The 23176-nt window shown below is 45.3% G+C and carries 15 protein-coding genes; 11 read left to right on the top strand and 4 right to left on the bottom strand.

Annotation, left to right across the window (positions count from 1 at the left end; translation table 11 throughout):
- Position 1: 1 nt before the first annotated feature.
- On the top strand, positions 2 to 319 hold the full coding sequence (locus CCS90_RS07985) for a hypothetical protein (protein WP_099019019.1): 318 nt from the start codon (positions 2 to 4) through the stop codon (positions 317 to 319).
- A 54-nt stretch (positions 320 to 373) separates the two neighbouring features.
- Here CCS90_RS07985 and CCS90_RS07980 read toward each other — a convergent pair whose 3' ends face one another.
- Complete coding sequence (locus CCS90_RS07980) at positions 374 to 1753, bottom strand: L-serine ammonia-lyase (protein ID WP_099019018.1); 1380 nt, start codon at positions 1751 to 1753, stop codon at positions 374 to 376.
- A 14-nt stretch (positions 1754 to 1767) separates the two neighbouring features.
- On the opposite strand from CCS90_RS07980, the gene CCS90_RS07975 reads away from it, so the two are divergent.
- The 4 genes from CCS90_RS07975 to CCS90_RS07960 all read left to right on the top strand — a co-directional run bounded on the left by CCS90_RS07975 (position 1768) and on the right by CCS90_RS07960 (position 7255).
- Positions 1768 to 2001 carry a glutaredoxin family protein gene (locus CCS90_RS07975; RefSeq protein ID WP_099019017.1) on the top strand — a complete coding sequence of 78 codons (234 nt, stop codon included), beginning with the start codon at positions 1768 to 1770 and terminating at the stop codon, positions 1999 to 2001.
- Positions 1994 to 3358 (top strand): DNA repair protein RadA, encoded by a 1365-nt coding sequence (gene radA / locus CCS90_RS07970; protein ID WP_099019016.1) that lies wholly within the window; start codon positions 1994 to 1996, stop codon positions 3356 to 3358. The genes CCS90_RS07975 and radA overlap by 8 nt, the downstream gene beginning before the upstream one ends.
- A gap of 596 nt (positions 3359 to 3954) precedes the next feature.
- Positions 3955 to 4260: a hypothetical protein gene (locus CCS90_RS07965; RefSeq protein ID WP_246026995.1), complete on the top strand. Its 306-nt coding sequence runs from the start codon at positions 3955 to 3957 to the stop codon at positions 4258 to 4260.
- A 298-nt stretch (positions 4261 to 4558) separates the two neighbouring features.
- Positions 4559 to 7255 carry a choice-of-anchor Q domain-containing protein gene (locus CCS90_RS07960; protein ID WP_133566448.1) on the top strand — a complete coding sequence of 899 codons (2697 nt, stop codon included), beginning with the start codon at positions 4559 to 4561 and terminating at the stop codon, positions 7253 to 7255.
- Here CCS90_RS07960 and CCS90_RS07955 read toward each other — a convergent pair.
- On the bottom strand, positions 7154 to 9511 hold the full coding sequence (locus CCS90_RS07955) for a winged helix-turn-helix domain-containing protein (protein ID WP_099019013.1): 2358 nt from the start codon (positions 9509 to 9511) through the stop codon (positions 7154 to 7156). The two genes, CCS90_RS07960 and CCS90_RS07955, sit on opposite strands and share 102 nt — an antisense overlap.
- Positions 9512 to 9793: 282 nt before the next feature.
- On the opposite strand from CCS90_RS07955, the gene CCS90_RS07950 reads away from it, so the two are divergent.
- A complete protein-coding gene (locus CCS90_RS07950) occupies positions 9794 to 11680 on the top strand; it encodes a glutamate synthase-related protein (RefSeq protein WP_162846754.1) in 1887 nt (628 codons plus the stop codon).
- Between the two features lie 6 nt (positions 11681 to 11686).
- Here the strand turns inward: CCS90_RS07950 and CCS90_RS07945 are convergent, their stop codons facing one another.
- Both CCS90_RS07945 and CCS90_RS07940 read right to left on the bottom strand, forming a co-directional pair.
- Positions 11687 to 13888: a carbohydrate binding family 9 domain-containing protein gene (locus CCS90_RS07945; protein WP_099019011.1), complete on the bottom strand. Its 2202-nt coding sequence runs from the start codon at positions 13886 to 13888 to the stop codon at positions 11687 to 11689.
- A 108-nt stretch (positions 13889 to 13996) separates the two neighbouring features.
- On the bottom strand, positions 13997 to 14284 hold the full coding sequence (locus CCS90_RS07940) for an ArsR/SmtB family transcription factor (protein ID WP_306475081.1): 288 nt from the start codon (positions 14282 to 14284) through the stop codon (positions 13997 to 13999).
- A gap of 146 nt (positions 14285 to 14430) precedes the next feature.
- Here CCS90_RS07940 and CCS90_RS07935 point away from each other — a divergent pair, with 146 nt between their 5' ends.
- From CCS90_RS07935 to CCS90_RS07915, 5 genes are all read left to right on the top strand, one after another.
- Positions 14431 to 16938: an efflux RND transporter permease subunit gene (locus CCS90_RS07935; protein ID WP_099019009.1), complete on the top strand. Its 2508-nt coding sequence runs from the start codon at positions 14431 to 14433 to the stop codon at positions 16936 to 16938.
- Positions 16939 to 16957: 19 nt separating this feature from the next.
- Positions 16958 to 17740 carry an outer membrane lipoprotein-sorting protein gene (locus CCS90_RS07930; RefSeq protein WP_099019008.1) on the top strand — a complete coding sequence of 261 codons (783 nt, stop codon included), beginning with the start codon at positions 16958 to 16960 and terminating at the stop codon, positions 17738 to 17740.
- A 30-nt stretch (positions 17741 to 17770) separates the two neighbouring features.
- Positions 17771 to 19033 (top strand): hypothetical protein, encoded by a 1263-nt coding sequence (locus CCS90_RS07925; protein WP_099019007.1) that lies wholly within the window; start codon positions 17771 to 17773, stop codon positions 19031 to 19033.
- Between the two features lie 103 nt (positions 19034 to 19136).
- Complete coding sequence (locus CCS90_RS07920) at positions 19137 to 21308, top strand: tetratricopeptide repeat protein (protein ID WP_099019006.1); 2172 nt, start codon at positions 19137 to 19139, stop codon at positions 21306 to 21308.
- The gene (locus CCS90_RS07915; RefSeq protein ID WP_099019005.1) at positions 21305 to 23155 is read left to right on the top strand and encodes a tetratricopeptide repeat protein; all 1851 of its coding nucleotides are present in this window, start codon (positions 21305 to 21307) and stop codon (positions 23153 to 23155) included. The genes CCS90_RS07920 and CCS90_RS07915 overlap by 4 nt, the downstream gene beginning before the upstream one ends.
- Positions 23156 to 23176: the final 21 nt, after the last annotated feature.

Raw genomic sequence — 23176 nt, 5'->3', positions numbered from 1 at the left:
AATGAAAAACTTAACCCTCATATTGTGTTTATTACTTTCTGCTCAAGTATGGTCGGCAGACATTACCCAAGATAACATTCAAGGTGCATGGGCCATCATATCAATGGCAGGCATGCCAGATGAAGAAGGTGATATGTGGGAATTTGAAGGCAATCAGTTTTATCAAAACCTGGGTGGTCGACGCATTTCACCGGATCCATTTGTGGTCAAAGACAATGTAATAGATTTGGGTTATTATCAAATCAAGGTACTGGAATTTACAGGCAAAACCATGAAAGCTGATATGGCTGGTTTTGTTTATGAATTGAAGAAAAAATAAGTCAATCAAAGGCCCTCATTGGTTTCGGTTCAATGAGGGTCAATGATGAATCAGTTAACACTCGATGATGTTCACCGCCAAACCGCCGCGAGAAGTCTCTTTATAGTGTTCTTTCATGTCATCGCCAGTTTCTTTCATGGTTTTGATTACCTTGTCTAAAGAAACGGTGTGGGTGCCATCATTCCGGTCTGCCATTCGCACGGCATTGATTGATTTGATTGAACCCATGGCATTGCGCTCAATGCATGGAATTTGAACCAAACCGCCAATCGGGTCACAGGTCAAGCCTAAATTATGTTCCATGGCGATTTCTGCGGCATTTTCAACTTCATCCGGGGTCAAATGTAAGGCGGCTGCCAAGCCGGCTGCGGCCATCGATGAGGCCACACCCACTTCACCTTGACAACCCACTTCAGCGCCAGAAATAGAGGCTTTGGTTTTATACAATATGCCCACTGCGGCCGCGGTTAACAGAAAGTCACGAATACCTTGCTCGGTGCTCTCAGGAATGAAATGTTTGTAATAGTGCAACACCGCTGGGATGATACCCGCTGCGCCATTGGTGGGCGCGGTGACCACTCGGCCACCGGCTGCATTCTCCTCACTGACCGCCAGGGCATACATATTGATCCAGTCCAATACAGTCAAAGGATCGGCCAAATCTTTTTCGGTTTTCTGATCCAAATCACGGAATATTTTTGGTGCGCGACGAACCACTTTAAGTCCGCCAGGTAACACGCCATCGGCCTTGATACCTCTTTGTACACAGGCTTCCATGGCATGCCAAATGGTGTCCAATTGTTGGTCAATTTCATTTTGACTGCGCCAAGTCAGTTCATTGGCATACATGATTTGAGCAATGGTCATGTCATGTTGATGACACAACTCAATCAATTCATCACCGGAAGTGAATGGATAGGGCAAGTCAGAATCATCTTCCATGATGTGTTCTTTGGCCAGGTGGCTGTGGGCCAAAATAAAACCACCGCCGACTGAATAATAGGCTTTTTTTAACAACTCATTGCCGGCTTTGTCTAAAGCGGTGAATTGCATGCCATTGGAATGTAACGGCAGCTTTTTGCGCTTGTGCCACACCAAATGTTTTTTGCTTTTAAATGCCAAAGTGATGGCATCATTGGCTTTGATTTTTTCAGTTTGTTCAACCGCTGCCATCAAAGCAGGAATTCGATCAGGGTCAACCTTATCAGGTTCTTCACCCAACAAGCCCAAGATGATGGCCTTATCAGTTCCATGGCCGCGGCCGGTGTGACTGAGGGAGCCATAGAGCTCGGTCTTGATGCTGTCAATGCGATGTTCCAGCTTATGCGACATCACCTGAGCAATGAACATATTGGCTGCACGCATGGGGCCGACGGTGTGCGAACTAGAGGGGCCAATGCCTATTTTAAAGAGATCAAAAACGCTGACTGCCATGATAAACTACACGCATGAGAAAATTGAAATTATACAGCAGAATTGAATGCCCGTTGTGTGAGTATGCAGAAGAGTTATTAGTGGAGGCAGGGATGACATACGAAGTGGTTGATATCGATGACAATGAAGCCCTAATTAAACAATATCATGTGCGCATTCCAGTTTTGGCCAATGACAAGCGTGAATTGGACTGGCCTTTCTCCGCGCAACAAGCAGCACAATTGATGATGGAGGCGGAAAATGGCTAAAGCCAAGTCCCAATTCGTTTGTAATATTTGTGGCAATGCCAGCACCAAATGGTCTGGCCAATGCAGTGCCTGTAAAGAATGGAATTGTATCGACGAAATCAAAATTCAAGCCACCACTGGCGTCACTAAAGTCAATCGCTATGCCAATTACTCAGGCGATAACCGCATTCAGAAGCTGGGTAAGATCAGTACCGAACAACAGCGCAGAACATCGTCACACATCAAAGAGTTGGACCGAGTATTGGGCGGTGGCATTGTGCCTGGCTCGGTGATCTTATTGGGTGGGGATCCAGGCATTGGTAAGTCCACATTGATGTTACAGGTTTCGGCACAAATTTCAGAAGTCATTACCCCCTTGTATGTCACCGGGGAAGAGTCCTTGTCACAAATCGCCATGCGGGCCACACGATTGGGGCTGAAAGCCGATGATTTGGACTGTATGGCTGAAACTTCAGTCGAGGCCATCATTGCCACCACTTTACAAAAAAAACCCGACCTGGTGGTCATCGATTCGATACAAACCCTATTCAGTGAACAATTAACCGCCATCCCTGGCTCGGTGTCACAAGTCAAAGAAGCCGCAGCCCAATTGGTCAGAATGGCCAAACAAAGCAAGATCACGGTAATCTTGGTGGGACATGTGACCAAAGACGGTGCCATTGCAGGACCCAGGATGCTGGAGCACATGGTGGATACCGTGCTGTATTTTGAATCCGATGGCAACAGCCGCTATCGTGTTTTACGCGCTTTAAAAAATCGTTTTGGTGCGGTCAATGAAATAGGTGTGTTCGCCATGACTGAAACCGGCGTCAAAGAAGTCGAAAACCCATCCGCCATATTCTTGAGCGAACGCCGCGCTGAAAAAGCCGGCTCGGTGGTGATGTGCACCCGCGAAGGCACGCGTCCTTTGTTGGTAGAAATCCAAGCTTTAGTTGATCAAAGCCCTTTAGGGAATCCACGGCGCTTATCGGTGGGCTTAGAACACAACCGCTTGGCGATGTTATTGGCTGTGTTGCACCGCATGTGTCATTTGGCAGTGCATGATCAGGATGTATTCCTCAATGCCGTAGGCGGCATGAAAATCACCGAAACCGCCGCTGACTTGGCCATCATCATGGCGATTATTTCCTCATTCAAAAACCGCTACTTACCCGCCGGTACCATAGTCTTTGGTGAAGTCGGCTTAACCGGCGAAGTTAGGCCCGTTCATAATGGCGAAGACCGCCTCAAAGAAGCCGCTAACCACGGCTTCAAAACTGCCATCATCCCCAAAGGCAATGCCGGTAAATGGGTGAAGAATCTGGACATCAAAATCATCACAGTCGACCAAGTCAGCGAAGTTTTGGACTTGGTTTAATTAGTAATAATTTAATATGGTCATCCTGAATGGAGCGAAGCGGAATTGAAGGATCTCCAAAAGCTGGGTTGTGATGTACCCTTAATATCTCGTGAGTTTTAGGAGCATGCCACAGCCTGTACTTAACTTGATTGGGTGTCGTTCCTCTTCGTTAGGGTTAAGTATGAACCCTTTAGATCTCGTTCCCAAGCTCTGCTTGGTAATGCCTAAAGATTTGTGTTCATACAGAAGATTTGAAAGTCATTGAATTTCATAATATGGGTTGAGTCAGCTTTGCTGTTTCTTAAATATATAATCAGTGTTTAAGCACCTAAGAATTCCCAAGCTGGAGCTTGGGAACTAGGAAAAACCCTTTTAAATGCACGTTTACCCTGTAATAGACGTAAATTAACGCATTGATGCACTTCTATCCGCTCATTTCCTGATAATCATGCAGTCAAAAAATCCCTTCAAAGTAAGAAATCAATGACTTACAATGAAATCTTTAAAAAAAGCATGCACGAATTAAAGCCAATATCTTGTTAGATGGCACTGATGCACTATTAATAAATTGTTAGAGGTCGATAGCAATCATGCAAATACGAGTTTCCGAGTCAATGCCCACTCGTCCTTGCGATATTTGTCTTGCCCTGCAAGATGATAGTGTTTTTGCCGATTTTGCTCTTGATGAAGAAGGTCAACTTTACTTGGTGAGAATTTCATTCGACGGATATGGATGTTGTTATCCCTCCTGGAAGGAAGCGCCAATTAAAATAGAAAGTGGTGTATCACAACAGCTTCTCGAAAAAGTTGAAAAGGATAACGTCGCCACTAAAGATGTCGCAAATATTCTTAGTGCATATTTTATAAACTGTGGCGAAGCGATATGGGTAGATGCTCTGCAAACACACGAGCTAATATGAAAGAAATGTGCAAACGACCTCTAACAAGGGCATGCAGACGGACGCAGTGCCCGCTACGCGCGCCCCGCGCCGCTGATGCCGGGCGTTAAATCTCCTATAAAAAAACCATAAAAATTTACCTGCTCTTTTCTGAGCATAGACATAAGGCGTGCGTGGTTTTGAAACTGTACGGATCTTGATTGGATTTCATTAAATAATCAATGAGATAAGCGTTTTGCCTGAAATTGTCCGAATTTGCCTGACTGATTGGGTGGTGGATTGACTTAGACTGATGATTGCACATCAATCGGAGTTTTCAATGCGTAGATTTAATGGGATTTATTTGCTGGGATTATTGTTTTGTTCCAACTCGGTTTTCAGCGGCATTGGTATCAATGGTGGACCTTGTCAATACAGCAGCTTAACAGCTGCCATTGCCGCCGCCAATGCAGGGGATACCTTGTATATCGAACCAGGTAATTACATCAGTTACATTGGGGTTATTGATAAGGACCTGACCTTGGTGCCTGGTGCCCCGGCTGCACCTGATAACAGCGGCTGTGAAACAGAGCTGCTGACTGCCGATTCTTCAGCAGTGGTCATCAATGGCAATGGTGCTTCCCACGATATTCATGGGGGGCTTGGCAAGATCAGCAACGCGGCACAGGTGGTTTTTCGCCATTTGACTTTAGATAATGCTACGGCCGAGAACGGTGGTCTATTGGCGGTTATCGAAGGGGCGTCCTTAACGCTGGATGGTGTGCGTGCCATGAATGGGTATGCGACAGCCAATGGTGGTTTAATTTGGGTTAACAGCTCAATCGCTCAACCGTCTGAATTAAGACTGATTAACAACAGTCAATTGTACTATGGTGAAGCCGTTGGGCATGGTGGTGTCATTGCCATGGACAACAGCGAATTGTATGTCTCCTCATCTTCACTCGGTGGAACGGCTGGCAATGCCTCGAGCGTGGCTGGACAGCTGGGTGGTATTTTGTATTTATTAAATTCAGAGGCAGGTATTTATGGGTCGAACACACAGTTAAACTGGGGTAACGCGGGAGTGGATGGTGGTGCAATTTATGCAGATTACTCAAATGTCACATTCACTAATGGCGAAATAAGAAACAACACTGCCAGCAACAATGGGGGTGGTGTCGCACAAATGCAGGGCTTTTTTGAAACCAGGTACGCTGAAATCAGGGGCAATACCGCCAATGGTGCTGCAGATGACAGTGGAGGAGGTGGGTTATTTGTGACCGGAGATGCAGCGATCAGTGTCATTGATAATACGGACGTCTTATTCAATCTGGCCAATAAAAATGGTGGCGGATTGTGGGGGGTGGATGGCTCACAAATCACCATCAGTAATGAAGCTGAAATCAGTGGTAATGTTGCTTTTGTAGATGGTGCTGGTGTTGCCAGCTCGGCCATGCTTACTTTGAATGATGCCAAGTTGCTCAACAATACCTCACCCTTTGGGGTGGGCGGTGGGGTGGCGTGCTTGCTTTGTACCGAATTGGTGGTTGAAAGTGGTACAGTCATTTCGGGTAATGAAGCCAATCAGGGCGGTGGCATATACCTGGCAAAAGGCAGCAGTGAACCAACAACCATCAACGCCAGCATAATCAGTGATAACCTGGCATCAGACACAGCAGTCGGTTTTGGTGGTGGGGTGTTTCTGGCGGCAGGTCAGCTTGTACTGAACAGCACGCAATTGAATAACAATTCAGCAATCGCCAACGGAGGCGGCTTATATGCCAAAAGGGGGGATGAGTTTCAAACAATTAGAGACATTGAACTCAATAATGTGGTTTTCAATGGCAATACAACCACTGCGTCCAGTACCAACCAAGGCGGCGGTGGCGCTTACATTTATTCTATTGATAACCTCATTGTGCAGGATGTGTTGTTCAATCAAAATGACTCTGACAACATAGGTGGAGCCCTATATATCAATTACATCGATCAAATCAGCATTGACAACAGTGTATTTAGCTTCAATTCAGGAGGGTCTGGTGCCGCTGTTTTTAATGCAAACTCCGCTGCCACTATCAATAATTCCACATTTCAGAACAATGTCGCGACCTCTCATGGTGGTGCATGGAACCAGATAGGCAGCGAGTTATTGATCAGTAATTCGACATTCAGTGAAAACGCTGCAAACTATGCAGGGGCCTTGAGGTTGTCTCATGTAGATGTTGTGGTGCTCAACAGTCAGTATATTGGCAACCATGCAAACAGCTCTGGAGGGGCCATGTATTTGTCGAATACTCAAGCTGAAATACGCAGTGAATATGGAACTGGTGAAGCGGTCTGTGACCCTTCTCAATTGGGTTTTAACGCATACTGTACCCAGTTTATTGACAACACCGCGGGCGAATATGGTGGTGCTGTTTATACATTTAATAATTCAACTCTAGATACTGAATCCTTGGCTTTTTTGGGTGGGTATTGGACTGGCAATGACGCTGTGCTGGCGGGTTCAGTGCTGTTTCTTTTTAGTGAGGAAGGCTCACAATTTCAAATCCAAAATGGCTTGATGCACCACAATGGCAGTGCGGTCAATGAATCTTCGGTCATTGAGGTGGATATAAACGGCTTGTTGGATATGAGCTCGCTTACCTTGGTTGAAAATCAAGGCCCTCCTTTGAATGTGGTTTCTCTGGCAACTGACTTAAATTTAATTAACAGTATTTTTTATAACAACAGTCAGGGACCTTATGTGGATTTTGCGGTGTCTTTCACCCGAGCATGCAACAACATCCAGAACCCACAAGGCACCAGTCAAAGCATGGGGGGGAATTTGGGTGATCCGATTTTTGTCACTGATGGCCGTGGCCCTTACCGTTTGGCTGCCAATTCCCCAAGCCTTGATGCATGTAGCAGTGGACCCAGTACCGATTTGGATGGCTTATTCAGACCTGGGTCTAATGCCATGTACGATCAAGGTGCCTTTGAAATGGATGGTATCGGTCTTGAAGACATTATATTCGCCAGTGGCTTTCAAAACTGAGGCACTTTTAGGTACGGACCATTGGTTAAGCAGTTTCTGATGTGATGGATTCCACCATTGGTTGGCGTTTGCTTGTAATTGTTTCAAGGTTTTGCTGGCCGCCGCTGTGTCGCCTTGTTGATGTTGGTGTCTGGCCAGGTTCAACAGATGAGGGAAGGGGGGTGGATTCAATGCCTCCAACTGTTTTAACCGCTGGGCTATCAAGGGATCGGCAGGATTGGCTGCCAGCAATTGTTCCAGCTGCGTATTCAGTAGTTTGACCAACAGGTCATGGCGTTGTTCAGTTTTGGCTTGATTGATGGCCTGGTTCAACAAGGAGGTGGCCAATTTGTTTTGTCCCAGTGCGTGTTGAAGCCTCGCGATCACCCATTGTCGCTCTATACTTGCTGGCATCTCTTCTGCCAATGATGTGACGCTTGCTGTCCATTGTTCTGCCTGTCCGTTGAATAACAACCATTCACTATGGAGTACATGGTAATTAATTGCCCAGTCGGTGGTTTCCAGCAGTGGTAATCGTGTTTTAAATTCAGTCAACAGTTGTTGAGCCAGGGAAAAATCCTGTTGTATCAATGCTTGTCGAATTTGACTGACCAGCAACCAGTGATTCAAATTGGCATTTTCAATGGTGTTGAGTTTTGTGGCAAAAACAGTCAATTCATTTTGTGCCTCAGTAAACCGCCCATAAAGTTGGTCAATATACAGCTTTGATTTGAGGGCAAACAAACTGTTGACCGTTTCGTTCACTGTCTCGCTGTAATCCAACACTTGTTGGAGTTTGGCATAAGCCGCTTCGTAGTGAGCATGCTGCAACAAGGCTTCGGCCCATTTACTCAAGGCCACATGAGCATACCTTTGGTTGCCAGCGGTCAGGAAACTTTGGTACGAGGATTCTGCATACTGCAAGGCCCGACTTAGATCACCTAAATTATTTTGGTACAGGCTACTTAAGGCACTGTAAATTGAGCCCATGACCGTATGTTGTCGGTCTTTGTTGGTGTACAACAGGGCTTCTTCAAGGTTTTTGCGGGCGGCATCAGCTTGTCCAGTGTCGGTAAACATAAAAGCCTGATTGACCAGCGGGCTGATCATCAATTGTTGGTCATGCAAAGACCTGGCTGTGGCTATGGCCAGGCCATAGGCATCAATGGCTTGGTTGATTTCGCCTAAACGGTAATGAATGCTGGCACGGGCGTTGTAAACCAGAAACTTAAACCGACCAGATGCGGTGGTCAGGTCAACTTTTTCCAGCGCAGCGTAGGCTTTTTTAACTTGCCCAATCAGGCGGTAATGTACGCCCAGTTGATAGTGTACAGCGTTAAACGTGGGGTCTTGCTCAGCGGCTTTTTCAAAAGCGGCTATGGCTGCCTCATGGTTGTTCTCAATGGCCATGTGCATGCCTTGTAAGTAATGTTCAAAAGCCATGGCTGAAGTGGTGAATCCATGTTGTTCTTCAGTCGGCCAATCGGTGTTGAGTTGTTTGGTGGTCCACTTGGCCACTTGACTGGTCAGATCAAGTACATCTTTGGCTTCAAAGATCTCATCGGGTAACAACGCTGCTCCGCGTTGTAACACCACATGGGCTTTAAGACCATGTTGATGGGTGATGACCTGTACATGTAACAGGTTTTCATAGCCCAGGGTTTGCCGCAATCGGGCACTTTTAGATTTGAACTCAGGTTGTGACTCAGCGTCTTCTATTTTGCTGTACAAACCATCACTCAGTAACAACTGAGCATGCAATGATCGAGCGATGGCCTGTTGGTCATTGCTTGATTCATTGATTTCAGGTTGGTAAAGGATGGCCAGGTTCTGCACAGCCTGGTTTAAATTCTGGTTGTCCTGTTTTAGCTGCAATACCTGGTAGAGAATCAAAACTAAAATCACCACCAGCAAAGGTATCAAATAGAACAGTGAGGAAGGTTTCTTGGTGGCAGTAACAGCAGTGGTTTCAGCCATTTGATTGGCGTCCAGTGCCAGCATGAACCCTTGTCCATGAATGGTTTGAATCAGCTCAGCTGAGGCGGTTTCATCTTGTAGTTCATTTTTCAGCCTTTTGACTTGTTTATAGACCGTGGCATCTGAAACGACTTTTCCCACCCAAACGTGCTGCATCAGTTCATCCCGGGTGATGATTTTTCCAGGGTGGGCTAAAAAGTATCGCAATAATTCAAAATTAAGCGATGATAATTTAAGTGGCTGGCCGGCTTTGCTGACTTGGCGTTGGACTAAATCAACTTCATAATCAAGAAATTGCATCGATGATTTTCAAAAAGTACCAAACTATAGTTTAACAAATACTTTCACAGTATGGCACTTTTTGCTGAGTGGGGATTGTTGGACACAATGATTTGGGAATCATGGTTCTGGCACTGTGGTTTATTGATTCTTCCTGGGTTTGGTTTCAGCACGGACCTTTTGCGGTTCATTTGAAGAATAATGTATACTGATATCATCATCCATAAAGTATCAACACTTGGATGTTTACTGGTGTTGATCTTAAATACAAAACCACCGCTACCAAACAACACCATTGATACCATGAGCAATAACAACAAAATCACAATCACACCCCTTAAAAATGGCCCATTGCGGGTTGAAAATTTAAACGACTTTGCAGGCGCTGACGGTGAAATTAAAACCACCCAAACGATGGCTTTATGCCGCTGCGGTCAGTCCAAAAACAAACCATTCTGTGATGGCAGTCATGTTGAGGCTGGATTCATTGATGAGCGGGGTGAAAATAAGGATGACAAGCGTTTGGTTTTTAAAGGCGACCCCATCACCATCTATGAAAATGTGGCCATATGTTCTCATGCCGGTTATTGTCCCAGTGGAAAACCTGACAAGTGGCGACCTAAAACAGCGCACGGTGGATTCACTGATTTCGAGTTGATCGAAAAAATTCGCAAATGCCCATCTGGAGCCTTAAGTTATGCCCATGGGGACACCGAATACAGGGATCAAAAAAGACCAGCCAAAGTGACTGTGGCAAAGGATGGCCCATTTAACATTGTGGGTGGTATTGAGCTGAGGAATACCCAGTGGGGGGAGGGTGCATCCAAAGAACACTACTCTTTGTGCCGCTGTGGTGCTTCAAAAATGAAGCCTTTCTGTGACGGTTCACATGATGATGTATGGAAAAATGGTGAAGATGGATTTAAAGCCAAAAACAAGGTAGTGGCTGCTAAACCATCAAAATTAGAACCCCATGTTGCTTTGATTCATCAAATGGCCAAAGAGGGTGTTGAAGGCTTGGGAGAGGAGGGGCCATTGACGGCTATGGGGGCTCCACGGACTGAATTACCCAGCTGGGACCACATCCAAATCATGACAGCGCAATTGAATCCCAGGCCGTTAACGGAAGGTGATGCCGTCAATTCAAGCTTAATCATTGGTCCGAAAGCCCGCAAGCCTTTGCATTTAAGCATGCCATTGTTCGTCTCAGACATGAGCTTTGGTGCTTTGTCTGAAGAAACCAAAACCGCTTTGGCCAAAGGGGCTCAAATGGTGGAAACAGGTATTTGTTCAGGAGAAGGTGGGATGTTGCCAGAAGAACAAGCCAACAACCAAAGGTATTTGTATGAGTTGGGTTCTGGTCGGATTGGTTACAAAGATGAGATTTTAGATCGTATTCAGGCTTTTCATTTTAAAGCGGGACAGGCTGCCAAAACAGGTATAGGCGGTCATTTGCCGGGTAACAAAGTCACCGAAAAAATCGCAGAGGTGAGGAACATTGAGGTGGGCTCTGATTCTGTCTCGCCAGCGACTTTCGATGACCTTGAAACACCAGCAGACTTTAAAAACTTTGCCGATCATGTCAGACAGCGGACAGGTGGTATCCCTGTCGGTTTTAAGATATCTGCCAATCGGATAGAACAAACCATCGATTTTGCTTTGGAGGCATCGGCCGATTACATCATTTTAGATGGTCGTGGTGGCGGAACAGGTGCGGCTCCGGCTTTGTTCAGAGATCATATTTCTGTGCCAACCATTCCAGCTTTGGCGAGAGCCAGGCGTCATCTAGACCGTTGTGGCGTGGGGCGAGATGTGACTTTAATCATCACCGGGGGGTTGCGGGTGCCCGCTGACTTTATCAAAGCGATGGCAATGGGTGCCGATGGCATTGCTTTGGCCAATGCGTCCATTCAGGCAGTTGGTTGTGTCGGAGCACGGATATGTAACACCAATCAGTGTCCAGCTGGCATTGCCACCCAAGATCCGGAATTACGCGCCTTAATAAAGGTAGATGAAGCCAGTTTAAGGGTGGCCAATTTTTATCAGTCAGCAGTGGCCATGATGAAAGTAATGGCCAAGGCCTGTGGGCACGATGATTTGAATCAATTCTGTTCAGAGGATATTGCCACTTGGCACCGAGATATGGCGCTGTTATCTGGAATCAACTATTCAGGTGTGAGTGATCTTTGATTGGATTTATTGTTTAAACGCATAGCTGAATTTTACAAATACATTTTTATCTGTTTTAACAAATGATTCAAGGTTGTCGTATTCCCTGCCGGCGTCTGAATACCCGACAAACAACAAGGTTCGGGGATTGACTTTGTAGGAATAGATGAGCTGAGTCGCCACGAATTCACTGTTTTTATTGTAATCATCGGGGTTATTGTACAAGCTCAAATCACGGTTGATGTCGGTTTGGATGATGGCCAAACGCAGCCTTTGTCTGAGGTTGAATTGGTAAGACAGTCGCAGGTCAGTTTGGTTGGCAGTGAAGATGTTGCCTTCATCGATGGCTAAGTTGTTGTGCGCATAAGAAACCCGGTAACTGAAATGACTGCCCCAATTACCACCAAAATGAAAATCTATCCTGTTGGAATCAGCCAGACGGCTGTTGGCATAATCAACCGAGTTGCCTTGATTAAAGTGCAGGCCGAAGTCAAATCCAGCAATGGGTTTCATGTGCAAATTAATGTACTGGTAATTTTCTCTGAAAATTTGTTCATCCCAAAAGCGATCCCTCACTCCTAGTCCACCATTGACATTGGTTTGTAAGGGCATGTCAATTGACAAACTGCCTTCAAATTCTTTTTCTAACACCTGACCCGTTTGGTCATGGGTGATGTCCCAGTCTGAGTATAGGTTGATTTGATTCCAAAAGTCCTCAGTGTCACCAATCCATTTATAGCCCCCACCAATGACGGACTTTTTGATGCCAACTTGACTGATGAATCCATTGTCAGCGCGAAAGCCATCGTCTTTATTTTCATGATAAGCATTGAACCGCCAGTTGCGACCATTGTGCTGGTATTGTGCCAAGTAATATTGGCCAGAAAATTGACCATCAAGTTGATCAAAATCAGTCACAATCTCATCAGGGTATTGGGTTGATGAATCGGCAATTTGTACCCTGATTTGATCGGTGCTGTTGATGCGGTAATTGAGGTCGGCAGAAAGCAAGGTGTTGCTGTAATCACCACCCTCGCGGTTGGTAATGGTGGCACCGAAGGTTGAAGCATTTTCGCCAAAATCCCTGCGATAACGACCAACCAAATTAGTCGATTCTTGTTCCATGGTGGTGAAACTCGATCCCAAGGTTCCTGGAATCAGTAGGTTGGTGATGGTGTCGTTGGCATAGAAGAAACCATAGGCGTTTTCATCGTATTTACCCACCAATCGCACGCCATAATCTGGATCTGCGATGTTGCGGGTATAGACCAGGTTCATGTTGGAGTTAAAATAATCTGAGTTTTCCAAAAAGAATGAACGACGTTCTGGGAAGAACAGGGCGAAATTTTGGTTGACATTGAGTTGAGCAGAATCGGCTTCAACTTGAGAAAAATCTGGATTGATGGTGGCATTCAATGTGAGGTTTGAATTGATGCCCCAATTGACATCGACACCGGCTTCAAAATCAGTTTCACTGGGGCCATAGGCAGCATCTTCCGGTTCACGATTTTTGGCTGCCAATCCTGTCAGGGTCGGGGTGATTTCTAAATCCATGCCGCGATCGGCGTTGGTGAAGCCGGTGATTTTTTCTGTTTGGCACAAAGAACAATCGTTGTTGCGGTCAATCGGCACATTGCGGTACAAGCGGCGATCATCTCGTGGATGGGTTCTGAGCGCATACAAGCCCCAGGTTTTTTCCCCGACGATGTCTGGCATTTGTAATTCGTTGTATGGAATTTCCATTTCTACCACGAAACCAAATTCAGTGATTTTTCCGGCAGAGTCCCAGATGGCATTCCATGAATCATCTTCGTTGTTGCCACTTTGTATCAAGTCCATTTGGACACCCAATGGATTAACAAAAAACTCCAAGGCGCGCCTTTCATCGTTATATGTATCCAGCAAAACGCCGACAAAGTCATCGTCATAGGCCGAATCTCTGTCGCGCAAAAAAGCCCTGATTTTTTCAGGTTCAGGGTCTTCAGCGATGAACCCAATGACCAAAGTATTGCCGGTGTCAATGAAATACACCTCGGTTTTAACTTGTGCGGGGGTGTTTTCAGCTGGTGAGGTCTCGTACAATAAAGGAATGATTAGGGCTTGTTGCCAAGCAGATTCATCCATGACACCATCAATTTTAAATGATTCAGAAATTAATGGCACTTGTTTGGTGGTGTCTTGTGCCGAAACTGTCAGTGAAAGTAACACCAAACTCAAAATTTTTAACATATCGCCCCTACGAAGTTTGTCCTAGTAAAAAGAAATTGTAATTGACGTCTATAAACGGTCCAATCCCCCAAAGGTAACGGATTATTTTTAGATTTTTATTGGTGTGGTTTAACTACAAGAATCTTGGCAATACAATTCATGCAACAGATGAATGATCTGAACGGCTTTGCTTTTGGTCAGTGAATAGTAAATGGTTTGTGCGTCGCGTCGTACTTGCACCAGATTGGCTTGACGTAATTGAGCCAAGTGCTGAGATAAAGCCGATTGACTGAGTTGAGTTAGGGTATCATTCAATTCAGATACTGACATTTCTTTTTCATGCAGTAAGCATAATATCAAGAGTCTTTTTTGATTTGAAATGAGTTTTAACAACTTTGAAGCATCCCCCGAGTGCATCATCATTTCATCCATGGACTGGTTCATTATTTATATTGGGCTTAATTTAACACAGGTATTTTGCATGAAAAGCAGACAATGCACAACCACTTGAACATTAGAAATATCTAATATATAATGCAAACCATTCTACAAGCCTGATTAACATGCAAGAAAAAATCGTTAACTATATTTTCAACCACCCCAAAGTCATTTTCGGTGGCGTTTTGTTGTTGTCATTGATAACAGCCGCCATGTTGCCGATGATAAAAATAGACACAGACCCTGAAAATATGTTGCCTGTTGATCAAGTGGAAAGACAGTTCCATAATCAGATCAAAGCTGATTTCAATCTGCATGACATGATTGTGGTTGGCGCAGTCAACCAATCGCCTGAAGGTATTTATAACCCAAAATCATTGCAGGCATTGTTAACCGTGGCCACGCAGACGGCGCAGATTGAAGGGGTGATTGATTATGATTTGATGGCTTTGTCGCATGTGGATAACATCAAACAAGCTGGCCCAGGCAGCATACAGTTCGAATGGCTGATGAAACAAGCGCCAAGCAGCCAAGTGGACATTGAGCAGTTGCAACAGGCCGTTGATCGATTGCCGTTATTAAAAAACACATTGGTTTCAAGCGACTACAAGGCCAGCAGTATATATGTTCCCATAGCCGACAAAAACCAAAGCCACAGAATTTCATTGGAAATTCAAGCCATAATTGATTCAGTGGATTCAGATGATGATTACCACATCACCGGTTTACCGGTGGCAGAAGACACTTTTGGCTATCAAATGTTTGTCCAAATGGGTATTTCAGCACCTATGGCAGGTTTAATGATTTTCTTGCTGTTGTGGTATTTCTTTAAAAATTTGAAATTCATTGCGGCGCCGATGATTGTGGCGATGGCAACAGTCATCATGATCATGGGTGCGATGATTGGCATGGGTTATACCGTTCACATCATGAGCTCCATGATTGCCATATTTTTGATGCCGATTGCGGTGGTGGATTCCATTCACATCATGTCTGAATTTGTTGAAAAATACCAGGCTGAAAGTGATCGAGAATCAGTCATTAGGGCCGTCATAGCCGATTTATTTAAACCCATGCTGTTTACCAGTATCACCTCAGCAGTTGGGTTCTTTTCATTGATGTTAACCCCAATACCTCCGGTGCAAATATTTGGCGCCTTTGTTGGAGCCGGTATTTTGTTGGCCTTTGTGTTGACGATTGTATTTATTCCAGCCTATTTGGTGACTTTGAAAAAAGAATCATTGGACTCCTTGCGAAAGCTGCACCACAGCAAATCAAAATTATCAGGTTGGGTTAAGGGCATGGGGCAGTTCAGTGTCAAACAGCATAAATCTGTGATTGTGTTCTTTCTGTCGGTTTTTGCGGTCAGCATTTGGGGCGTGCTGCAAATTCAAATCAATGACAACCCTGTCAGATGGTTCAAAACAGATCATCCCATCCGAGTGGCGGATAAGGTGCTCAACGAACATTTTGCTGGAACTTATGACGCTTATTTGGTTTTACAAGCGGATACTGCAGCCATCGAAAGTTCGTTCTTTGCTGATGCCAGTGTGTTGGCGCCGTTGATTTCAAGCCATGTCGAGGAAGCCAAAAATAGTGACATGGATTTTGCTCAACAACTGAATGAATGGTTGTATTGGGCAGAAGATCAATTGTTTGACGCGCAAGATCAGCTTGCTGACGACTTGGAACAATTCATTGCATTGATTGATCAGACCAATATTCAATTGGCAGCATTTAAATCGCCGGATAATCTGGCCTATGTTGCCCAGTTGCAGTCGGCATTGCAACAAAGTGGTTTGGTGGGTAAATCCAATTCTTTGACTGATGTGGTTAAAACAGTGAATCGCGAACTGCGGGGTGGAGCAGCGGTCGCATTCGATATACCTGACAGTCAAGCGGGTGTGGCACAAGCCTTATTACAATACCAATCCTCTCACAGACCCCATGATTTGTGGCATTTTGTGACCAAGGACTATACCAGTACGGTGGTTTGGGTCCAATTGAAAAGCGGTGACAACCAAGACATGAGTGCAGTGGTTGACTATATGGCTGAACATATAGCCAACAAGCCACCCAATCAGCTGATCAGCATCCATTGGGCCGGCAAAACATACTTAAATAAAGTCTGGCAAGAGGAAATGGTGGCTGGTATGGGAATGAGTTTAATCAGTGCGTTTGTGGTGGTGTTTCTGATGATGGTTTTGTTATTCAGGAGTGTGTTGTTTGGTCTGTTGGCCATGTTGCCTTTGACGCTGACCATTGCGTTTATCTACGGATTGATTGGTTGGCTCGGTAAAGATTATGACATGCCCATCGCGGTACTCTCGGCATTAACCTTGGGCTTGTCCGTGGACTTTGCGATTCATTTTTTACAACGTGCCAGAGACATATATGCAGAAAACCAAGATTTCAACTTAACCATGCAAATGATGTTTGAAGAACCGGCAGCGGCCATCAGCAAAAATGCGGTGGTCATTGCGATTGGATTTACCCCTTTGTTGTTTGCACCATTGATGCCTTATATTACCGTGGGCTTCTTTTTGGCGACGATCATGGCCGTTTCAGCCATGGTTACCTTATTGATGTTACCAGCCATGTTGCGGGCTTTAAAAACCCATGTGATGAAGTGAGCTGAACGAGGAATTAAATATGAATAAAATTTTGAATATTTTGATGTTGTTGTTAACTGTGATGGTTTCACAAGCTGCAACAATAGACCACATCATCAGTCAAGCCAATTTGGCCTCGTTTTATGCTGGTGATGACGGGCGCAGTGATGCACGAATGATCATAGTTGACAATAAAGACAACAAACAAATGCGTCAATTTGTGATCCTGCGCAAGGATTTGACTGAAGGAGGTGATCAAAACTTTTTGGTGGTTTTTAGCCGACCATCGGATGTCAAAGACACGGTATTTTTGGTGCATAAAAAAGTGGATGATGAAGACCATCGGTGGTTGTACTTGCCGGCATTGGATTTAGAAAAAAGAATCTCTTCCTCAGACAATCGCACCAGTTTTGTGGGCTCTGATTTCTTCTATGAAGACGTATCAGGACGCAATCCACAAGCGGACCTTCATGAACTGCTGAAACAAGACGATGCTTTCTATTACATCAAAAGCAGCCCCAAAGATCCCAATGCCGTCGAGTTCAAATACTACACCATGCAGATTGATAAACAGACACACTTACCCATGGTGGTTGAGTACTTTGATCAATCGGAAGCCATTTACCGCCGGGTTGAAGTGGTGGAGGTGGTTGATGTTCAAGGGCACCCCACCGTGATGAAGTCTAAAGTTTCAAATTTAAAAACGGGTGGCTATACTTTGATGGAATTCCGTCGTCCGGCTTACGATTTAGGCATGGAGGATGACGTCTTTACGGTGCGCTCATTGCGCAACCCACCCAAGAACTGGCTCAGCGGTCAATAAATGAAAACACTGCGCTTAATTTGTTGCCTGATGTGGACAGTCTCAGCCTGGGGCCAAGCAAGCCTTGAACAGACAGTCACCGAACAGGAGGCTGATGAATGGGGTGATGATTGGGCCACAGAAACATCACCTTGGTCACATTCAGGTTTTATGGAATTGGCCTGGGGTGAGCGCAGTGGTGATGACGTTTTATTCGATGATCAGACCCCATTGGGTGAGCTGCGGTGGCATCAGGCGCTTGAATACACCCATGACAAGTTTGATTTTAATTGGAGTCATGATTTTTGGATGGATGAAGTTGCAGGTCAATTGATGTTTGATTTGCGTGCATTGAATATTGATTTTTCATTGTTTGGCCAGACCGATGTTGTCTTGGGCAGGCAAATCACCACCTGGGGAACCGGTGACTTGCTGTTTATCAATGACCCATTTCCTAAAGATTGGGTGTCATTTTTCAGTGGGCGTGACGACAATTACCTCAAATCGCCTGCAGATGCCCTGCGTCTGACCAGTTATTTTAATGCCTTTAATGTGGACTTGGTCATTACCCCTGAAGCCGAGCCTGATCGCTTTATCAATGGTGAGCGGTTTTCATTGTTTTCACCTTTTGAACAAAGACAAGTGGGTGGTTTTGAGGTTGTTAATCCGAGACACCCTCGACAAACAGAATATGCTTTGCGCTTATTTAGGAACTTCAAGGGACATCAATTGGCCCTGTATGCTTACCATGGCATTGAAAAATCACCGAATGGCGTAGACAACACTTTGCAGCCTTATTTTGCCGCAAAAAATGTTTGGGGTGCTAGCTTGCAGAGTGCAATCGGCCAAGGCCTTTACCATGTCGAATTAGGCTACCATGATGCTCTGGATGACAAGTCAGGCATCAATCCAATGGTGGCAAATGCCCAATGGCGATTGTTGTTGGGCTATGAACGTGAATTAATTAAAAAGCTCAACTGGGGTTGGCAATATTATGTCGAACACACCGAACATTATGAACGGTTGATACAGCATGCATTTTATCCTCAGACTGAAATAGCAGAAAACCGTCAGGTCATGACCAATCGATTCACCTACCTCACCATGCAAGATAAGTTGACCTGGTCACTGTTTGTGTTTTACTCACCCACAGATGACGACAGTTATTGGCGACCTTCGGTCAATTATCGGCACAACGACCAATGGCAGTTCACTGCCGGTGCCCAGATATTTACGGGACAAAAAAGCCACACCTTTTTCGGACAGTTTGAAGATGCCAGTGCGCTCTACACGCGAATCCGTTTTCAGTTTTAAATCAGCCAGTCAGTGACGCCAAAGTAAATAATGCCTTAACAGAATAAATTCTTGTTATAATCATGTAACGGGGGTGTATTTTGAACAAAAAAAAGACTTATAAATGAGTGGCTTATTCAGTGAGCTGAAGCGACGCAATGTCTTCAGGGTGGCGGCTGCTTATTTAGTCATCGGTTGGTTGTTACTTCAAGTGGTCGACACGGTTGTACCTGCTTTGCATATGCCTGCATGGATCATATCCGCCATCACATTGGTGTTGATTTTGGCTTTTATCCCTGTGGTGTTGTTTTCTTGGGCGTATGAGTTAACCCCGGATGGCTTGAAGAAAGACAGTGCGGTTGATAAGTCAAAGTCAGTAAGCAGTCAAACGGCTAAAAAGTTGGATGTCATCACCTTGATTGCGGTAGTTGGTGTAGCGAGCTTGTTTGTATATCAACAAATATTCCCAGTGAGTCATAACCAGTCTGAAATGAGTGGAAAGCCAACGAAAATTCAAGGCAGTACCCAAGATGTAGCGGCAAAATCAATTGCTGTCTTGCCTTTCGCGGACATGAGCATTGAAGGTGATCAAGCGTATTTTGCTGATGGCATTTCTGAGGAATTATTGAATGTTTTGGCACAAGTAGATGGGCTCAAAGTGGCAGCCAGAACGTCTTCATTCAAATTTCGTGGTGATGAGCATGACATCGTGGAAATTGGCAGTGCACTGAACGTGCGTACCGTGCTGGAAGGTTCGGTGCGTAAATCTGGCAATCAAGTGCGAATCACTGCACAGTTAATTGATGTTGCGGGTGGTTTTCATGTCTGGTCTGAAACTTATGATCGTGAACTGGATAATATTTTTGCCGTTCAAGATGAAATAGCCAGCGCTATTGTTGAAGCACTTAAACTTAAATTGAAATTAAACAGTCAAGTGGGTGGTTCTCAGCATGCAGAAAATGGTGAAGCTTATGATTTGTACTTGCGTGGCCGAGAGTTGGCTCGAGAGCCCAGCAAAAGTGGCTTGACTCGAGCCATCCAGTATTTTGAACAAGCACTGGTCATTGATCCTGACTTTGCGGCGGCACATGGCGCCATTGCTTCAGCGTGGATATGGTTGGAAGATTACGGTGGTATTCCATCACAAGATGCGTTTGATCGTGCCGAACCAGCTGCTCGTCGCGCCTTGGAGCTTGAACCCAATCGGGCCGATGCCTTAACTGCCATGGGCTTTTTGGAGGAGCGTAAATACACCAACGACGAAGTGGCGCGGGATTATTTTGAACGTGCAATCAAAGCCAATCCAGCTTTTATCGAAGCCTATACCTTATATGCCGATGCATTGCGGGATTTGGGTGAGATTGAACTTGCTCTTAAAGTGCGACGTGACGCGGTTGAACGTGATCCACTGTCAGGTTTTTTACAATCCCGCTTGGCCAGTATGATGGTGGGACTGGGGCGATACGATGAAGCCCAACAAATTATCGATGCCATACTATTAACTGCACCCAATGATACCTATGCGTATGAAGAGCTGGGCAACCTCCTAGTTACACAAGGTCGATTGGCTGAGGCCATACCTGCCTATACATTCCTGCATGAAAACCGCCCCGGTGATCCTTTTGCTGCTGCTCAAATTGCGATTTCTTATAAACTGATGCAGATGTCAGATCAACAACAACAATGGCTAGCAGCAGCTCGGGACAGGGGGGCAGGTAACCGTTGGGAACTCAGTGCCCGCCGTTCAATTGCTCAGTGGAGTGGTGACTGGGATGCCATGTTCCGGGTGGGGCAACTCTATCTGGCTAAAACAGGCACGACTTGGCAAGGTCAAGCAAGCTTAGGTCAGCTTGATTGGGAAGCCGCTCGGTCTGCATTTCAACGCACCTTATCACGACTCAATTACCGCCAAGGTGATCTAGCCAATGGCAACGTGCTTGAGGCGCTTGTGGGACTTGCTTTGGCTGAAAAACGCCTGGAAATCGACTCCTGGACTGTTCATGCGAACGCGGCACGGGTATTTGCTGAAAACAAACTGGTGAGTATCAGTTTAGGCAACTGGCCTAACATCAATCTTAATTACACCCTGGCCCAATTGGCTGCTGTAGATGGCGATGTTGAAGGTGTAGTTAAGTATATGCAGGGTGCATTGGATGAACATATCATCGAATATTCTTTTATCAAGCATGATCCCTTTTTTATCGAATTTCGTGATGAAGCCAGACTCATTGCAATTGCGCAGCAGATGGAGGCTCATGCGCTGGCGGAAGCTGGAAAATTAGAGCCAACCCCATGAGCTTATTTAACGAACTGAAAAGAAGAAATGTGTTCCGAGTGGCAGCGGCTTATTTGGTGATTGGTTGGCTGTTGTTACAGGTGACCGATACCGTGGTGCCTGCTTTGCATTTACCTGATTGGATCATTTCTGCCCTGACCCTGGTGCTGCTATTGGGTTTTATACCCACTGTGCTGTTTTCATGGGCTTATGAACTAACCCCTGATGGTTTGAAGAAAGACAGTGAGGTCAGCGCCAATCAGGTCAGTTCCTTCACTGCCAAGAAGCTCGATGTGATTACCTTAATTGCGGTGGTTGCGGTGATGTTGTTGGTTGCTTGGCAACAGTTTGGCACCAAGCCAAAGGTTGCAGCGACTGATTTGGCTGTAGCTGATGTACCTGCTTTTGAAGTTGTTGAAACAAATGTTGCAGATACAGCAAACACCGACGACCAATCAATCGCAGTCCTGCCCTTTGCTGATTTATCACCACAAAGTGATCAGGCTTATTTTTCAGATGGTATCGCTGAAGAAATTCTTAATGTGTTGGTCAAAGTCAAAGCATTGAAAGTGGCTTCCCGCACGTCATCCTTTGGCTTCAAAGGCCAAGAATCCATGGGGATTCCAGCCATAGCAGCAAAACTCAATGTGCGTCATGTTTTGGAAGGTTCGGTGCGCAAGTCCGGACAAATGGTCAGGGTTACTGCCCAATTGATCGATGCCCAAACCGACCAACACCTGTGGTCTGAAACTTACGACCGAGAATTGACCACAGAAAACTTGTTTGCCATTCAAGACGAAGTGGCCAAAGCGATCGTTGAGCAACTAGGTATCGCATTAAAAACTGATCAGCAGCTGACTCATGAAGGTCATCAAGTGCCTGCTTTAAATAACTATGATTTATTTCTGAAAGCTCGGGCCTTATACCGCGCTAGGCTTGAATTAGACATGGTTGATGGCTATTTGCGACAAATTTTAGAACAGGAGCCCGATTACGCACCAGCTTGGGAATTACGCGCTGCGGTGGCTTTGTTGATGCCCAACTATGGTTTTTCCGATTTGACCTTTGTTGCTGCCCAAGAAAAGGTTAACTTATATGCCGAAAAAGCCTTGGCATTGAATCCCAACAGTGCATTGTCGCTGGCTGCCAAAGCCTATATTCGTCATTTAATAGCTTGGGAAGATGGCACCAAACAGGATTACCAATCGATTATCAATGATTTGATACGTGCGATTGAAATTGACCCCAACCTGCCGTCACCGATGAATTGGTTGGGTTTGGCCTATGCGGCTGTTGGACAAACTGACTTATCGACAGCCACTTTTCAAACGTGTAAACAGCGTCATCCGTTCTTTTCACCTTGTACTGAAAACTTATATGACATCAAAGCCGGTATGGGCTTATACGATGAATCTTGGGAGATTTTTAAACAAGCCAATGAGCAGGGGATTTCTACTGGTAATTGGGTAAATTTCATCACCTTAGCGCAACAACAAGAACGAACTGCTTTTCTATTGGTGGCCGGTTCACCGAACTTGTTGTTGGGATGGCATCGGTTACCTGAAATTTATGATGCCTACCAAAATCTCGATCAAGATCATTCGTCATTGGTGGCAGACATCAGGGCTTACAGCAAGAGTCAATCATCGTTTGATCCGTACTTCGCCAAGATCTTGTTATTTCCCTTGGGCGATGTCGAAAGTAAACCTTATGAATTTTTTTTATGGGGCCCGCATGGCAAAAAGTATCGTCAAAGTGCAAGTTTCAAACCACTGTTTAAAACCAACGGTATATTCGACTATTGGCAACTGAACGGCTACCCGTTGCAATGCAGGGCAGAGGGCGATGATGATTTTGAATGTGACTGAAAATAATGACAGAAAATATGA

Source organism: Marinicella litoralis (assembly GCF_002591915.1).
GTDB lineage: Bacteria > Pseudomonadota > Gammaproteobacteria > Xanthomonadales > Marinicellaceae > Marinicella > Marinicella litoralis.
The sequence above is the reverse complement of the archived record's forward strand: the minus strand, read 5'-3'. Positions and strand labels throughout refer to the sequence as shown.

Bases quoted from the DNA above. Each gene is read 5' to 3' on its own strand.
- CCS90_RS07975 (WP_099019017.1), top strand. From the start codon at position 1,768: ATGAGAAAATTGAAATTATACAGCAGAATTGAATGCCCGTTGTGTGAG.
- CCS90_RS07985 (WP_099019019.1), top strand. From the start codon at position 2: ATGAAAAACTTAACCCTCATATTGTGTTTATTACTTTCTGCTCAAGTA.
- CCS90_RS07955 (WP_099019013.1), bottom strand. From the start codon at position 9,511: ATGCAATTTCTTGATTATGAAGTTGATTTAGTCCAACGCCAAGTCAGC.
- radA (WP_099019016.1), top strand. From the start codon at position 1,994: ATGGCTAAAGCCAAGTCCCAATTCGTTTGTAATATTTGTGGCAATGCC.
- CCS90_RS07915 (WP_099019005.1), top strand. From the start codon at position 21,305: ATGAGCTTATTTAACGAACTGAAAAGAAGAAATGTGTTCCGAGTGGCA.
- CCS90_RS07940 (WP_306475081.1), bottom strand. From the start codon at position 14,284: ATGCACTCGGGGGATGCTTCAAAGTTGTTAAAACTCATTTCAAATCAA.
- CCS90_RS07980 (WP_099019018.1), bottom strand. From the start codon at position 1,753: ATGGCAGTCAGCGTTTTTGATCTCTTTAAAATAGGCATTGGCCCCTCT.
- CCS90_RS07930 (WP_099019008.1), top strand. From the start codon at position 16,958: ATGAATAAAATTTTGAATATTTTGATGTTGTTGTTAACTGTGATGGTT.
- CCS90_RS07960 (WP_133566448.1), top strand. From the start codon at position 4,559: ATGCGTAGATTTAATGGGATTTATTTGCTGGGATTATTGTTTTGTTCC.
- CCS90_RS07945 (WP_099019011.1), bottom strand. From the start codon at position 13,888: ATGTTAAAAATTTTGAGTTTGGTGTTACTTTCACTGACAGTTTCGGCA.
- CCS90_RS07920 (WP_099019006.1), top strand. From the start codon at position 19,137: ATGAGTGGCTTATTCAGTGAGCTGAAGCGACGCAATGTCTTCAGGGTG.
- CCS90_RS07935 (WP_099019009.1), top strand. From the start codon at position 14,431: ATGCAAGAAAAAATCGTTAACTATATTTTCAACCACCCCAAAGTCATT.
- CCS90_RS07925 (WP_099019007.1), top strand. From the start codon at position 17,771: ATGTGGACAGTCTCAGCCTGGGGCCAAGCAAGCCTTGAACAGACAGTC.
- CCS90_RS07965 (WP_246026995.1), top strand. From the start codon at position 3,955: ATGCCCACTCGTCCTTGCGATATTTGTCTTGCCCTGCAAGATGATAGT.
- CCS90_RS07950 (WP_162846754.1), top strand. From the start codon at position 9,794: ATGAGCAATAACAACAAAATCACAATCACACCCCTTAAAAATGGCCCA.